The sequence below is a fragment of the Vibrio sp. YT-15 genome (assembly GCF_033337445.1).
GTDB lineage: Bacteria > Pseudomonadota > Gammaproteobacteria > Enterobacterales > Vibrionaceae > Vibrio > Vibrio alginolyticus.
This window is the reverse complement of record NZ_JAWOQR010000034.1, coordinates 2,515-5,950: the sequence shown is the minus strand read 5'-3', so window position 1 is coordinate 5,950 and position 3,436 is coordinate 2,515. Positions and strand designations below refer to the sequence as shown.

The 3,436-nt window shown below is 60.0% G+C and carries 3 protein-coding genes and 1 tRNA gene; all 4 read right to left on the bottom strand.

The window, feature by feature from the left end; all coding sequences use genetic code 11:
• Nucleotides 1-420: ABC transporter substrate-binding protein (locus R7D93_RS24915; RefSeq protein WP_225478331.1), on the bottom strand; the 420-nt coding region annotated here is incomplete at its 3' end.
• Nucleotides 410-1,183 carry an ABC transporter ATP-binding protein gene (locus R7D93_RS24910; RefSeq protein ID WP_079325032.1) on the bottom strand — a complete coding sequence of 258 codons (774 nt, stop codon included), beginning with the start codon at nucleotides 1,181-1,183 and terminating at the stop codon, nucleotides 410-412. The genes R7D93_RS24915 and R7D93_RS24910, both read right to left, overlap by 11 nt.
• 82 nt (nucleotides 1,184-1,265) lie before the next feature.
• Nucleotides 1,266-3,053 (bottom strand): ABC transporter ATP-binding protein, encoded by a 1,788-nt coding sequence (locus R7D93_RS24905; protein WP_318129536.1) that lies wholly within the window; start codon nucleotides 3,051-3,053, stop codon nucleotides 1,266-1,268.
• Between the two features lie 240 nt (nucleotides 3,054-3,293).
• Nucleotides 3,294-3,378: transfer RNA gene (locus R7D93_RS24900), tRNA-Tyr, on the bottom strand.
• Nucleotides 3,379-3,436: the final 58 nt, after the last annotated feature.

Sequence of the window (3,436 nt, the reverse complement as noted above, 5' to 3'; positions counted from 1 at the left end):
TACTTCGCCAACTATTGCGATAACAAGAAAAAGCCAGCCTTTCATGATATATCTCCCAATTTGTGTAGGGCTTATTAGAGCCATTTCCGAGCTGGTGACGATCAAATCGGGCTTCAGCTCGGCAATAGCTTCCAGGCTTGGGGCGACGCGGGTACCCACGTTGGCGATGCCCTCCGGCAGCGCTGGTTCCTTCACCCAGGTGCGATAGCCTGTCAGATCAGCGACGCCAACAGGCGCTACGTCCAACAGTAACAGCGATTCGGTAGCGGCCCAATTCAGAGTCACAATACGCTTGGGTGGTTCATCCAGCGTCAGCGTGCCGCCCTCGTGTTGCCAGGAGCCGGCGTGGGCGGTTGATGAGGTAAACAGCAGCCAACAGACAGCTGCGATGCGCCTGGCGCGCCGGGTATCAATGAACATAAGACACCCACTGCCCGGGTGCCCGCTCCATCACGCCCATGCCAACGCCATAAATGCTTTCCAGCACCTGGCTGTCCATGATGTCCTTGGGCGAACCGTCAGCAACGACCCGGCCCGCTTTCAGAGCCACCAGTCGATCACAGAAGCGCGCTGCCAGGTCTACGTCGTGAAGCACGACCACCACGGTGAGCTCCCGTTGCTCGGCCAGTTGATGAACAAGCCGAAGGGTTTCGACCTGGTGTTTCACATCCAGCGCTGAGATGGGCTCATCCAGCAGCAGGCAGCGGGTTTGTTGGGCCAGCAGCATGGCAATCCAGGCTCGCTGACGCTCGCCGCCAGACAGAGTATCCACGGATCGATGCTGGAAGGGGCGCAGGTCCGTATCGGCAATGGCCTGGTCGATCAGGTGCTGGTCTTCGTCGGTGTAGCGCCCCAGCGGGCCGCGCCAGGGGTAGCGGCCAAGGGCAACCAGTTCGCGAACTGTCAACCCATCCGTAGCGGGCGGGTGTTGGGGCAGGTAGCCCACGATGCGGGCAAATTCCCGGGCGCCGAAATTCTGGCTGGCCCGGGACTGCAACTCGACCTCGCCATCGGTGGCCGTCATCTGTCGGGCGAGGGTTTTCAGAAGCGTCGATTTGCCCGAACCGTTGTGGCCGAGCAGAGCGGTGACCTGCCCCTCCTGGAACGTCATATTGACCCGGTGCAGGATGTCGGTGTCGCCGATGCGCACCGCAAGATCGCGAACTTCAAAAAACGCTGGCATTCAGATTCCCCCCAAGTGAGAGCGGCAGGATAATCTAAATGCGAATTACTATCAATGAATTGTCGTTGGGTTGCCTTCCAAATTATGCCTGCCCGGTCTGCACCCGCCACTGGGCCGCGTAGGCGCCACCTTTTTCGATCAGCGCCTGATGGGTGCCCTGTTCCACTACCTGCCCCTGGTCGACCACCGCGATGGTGTCGGCCTCCACAATGGTGGACAGACGGTGGGCTATCATGATCACCGTGCGATTGTGCCCGATGCGTTTCAGGGAGCGCTGAATGGCCGCTTCGGTTTCGTTGTCCACGGCGCTGGTGGCCTCGTCCAGCACCAGAATGGGCGGATCTTTCAGCAGGGCGCGGGCCAGGGACAACCGCTGGCGCTGACCGCCAGACAGGCGGATGCCGCGCTCCCCGACGGCCGTATCCAGCTCTTCTGGCAAGGCCTGGATGAACGACCAGGCCTCGGCGGTGCGAGCCGCTTCGATAATCTGTTCTTCGGTGGCGTCCGGTTTGCCATAGGCCAGGTTATCCCGAATGCTGCCTTCAAACAGGTACACGTCCTGGCTGACCAGGCCAATGGCATTGCGCAGGGACTGGAGACTCACCTCGCGAATGGGCTGGCCGTCGATGCGGATATCGCCGTGGCTTGGGTCGTAGAAGCGCAGGAGCAGTTTGATCAGTGTAGATTTGCCAGAGCCGGTGGCGCCCACCAGGGCCAGGGTATTGCCCGCCGGGACGTTCAGGCTGATGCCCTCAATACCCGCGCCGCTGCTGGGGTAGCGGAAACTGACGTTGCTGAATTCGACCGCGCCTCGAACCGGCTCAGGCAGGGCTTTTCCGGCCTCGTCCCGCACGTTCACCGGCTCGGCGAGCAGGTCGAGAATGCGCCGGGTGCTGGCCATGGCGCGCTCAAACAGGTCAATCACTTCCGCGAGGCCCGTCAGCGGCCACAGCAAGCGCTGAGTCAGGAACACCAGCACGCCATAAGCGCCCACGTTCAGGTTGCCGTTCAGGGCCATCATGCCGCCCACGGTGAAGGTGGCCAGAAAGCCGGCCAGAATGGCCATGCGGATCACTGGAATGAACGCCGAGCTGATACGAATGGCCCGCCGGTTGGCGTCTACATAGGCTTCGCTGGCGTCTTTAAGGCGCTGGGCTTCACGAAGTTCGGCGGTGAAGCTCTTGATGGTGGCGATGCCGCCCAGGTTGTTGGCCAACCGGCTGGACAGGTCGCCGACTTTCTCACGCACGTCGGCGTACAGCGGCCCGGCTTTGCGTTGGAAGTAAAAAGCGCCCCAGATGATCAGGGGGATCGGGGTGAACGCCAGCAGGGCGATCAGCGGCGACAGCACGAAGAACACGGCACCGACGGCAACCACGGTGACCAGCACCTGAATCATGGCGTTGGCGCCACCGTCGAGGAACCGCTCCAACTGGTTAACGTCGTCATTCATCGTAGCCACCAGCTGGCCTGAGCTGCGGGCTTCAAAGAAGCTCATGTCGAGGCGCTGGGCGTGTTCGTAGGCGTCTTGTCGCAGGTCAGATTGCAGCCGCTGGGCCAGGTTGCGCCAGAGAATCTGGTACAGATACTCGAACAGGGATTCGCCGGCCCAGATGAAGAAGGTGAGTACGGCCAGAATGGTGATCTGTTCCTGGGCGGTTTCAAAGCCGAGGCCCGCGACGAAGCTTTCTTCTTTGTTGACGACCACGTCGATGGCAACACCGATCAGGATCTCCGGCGCGATGTCGAACAGTTTGTTGATGATGGAGCAGGTGGCGGCCGCGATAATCCGGCGGCGGTAGCCCCGGGCGTATCGGAGCAGGCGGCCTAGGGCGGCAAAACTGCTGGTATGCTGGCTGGTTGATGGCATGGTCCGCATCCTTCTGGCTGGCGTGTTGCTCCCTGCCGGGGAGCGTGCTGCAGGATTAAAAGGCGGAAGGGTAGCGGATTCCAGCGTTTATTAAAACAGAATCATTTTCACGGGTATGCCACTCGGGAACCCCTCCAGGGTGTTTTCCTAATCTTTTACAAGAAGAGGCTTGAATGAAGTTTTCCCAACGCATCAATCAAGTTTTGTTCTCATGAGAACTTATCGTCGCATAAGAAAATATGGTGGAGGGGGACGGATTCGAACCATCGAAGGCGGAGCCGGCAGATTTACAGTCTGCTCCCTTTGGCCACTCGGGAACCCCTCCAGGGTGTTTTCCTAATCTTTTACAAGAAGAGGCTTGAATGAAGTTTTCCCAACGCATC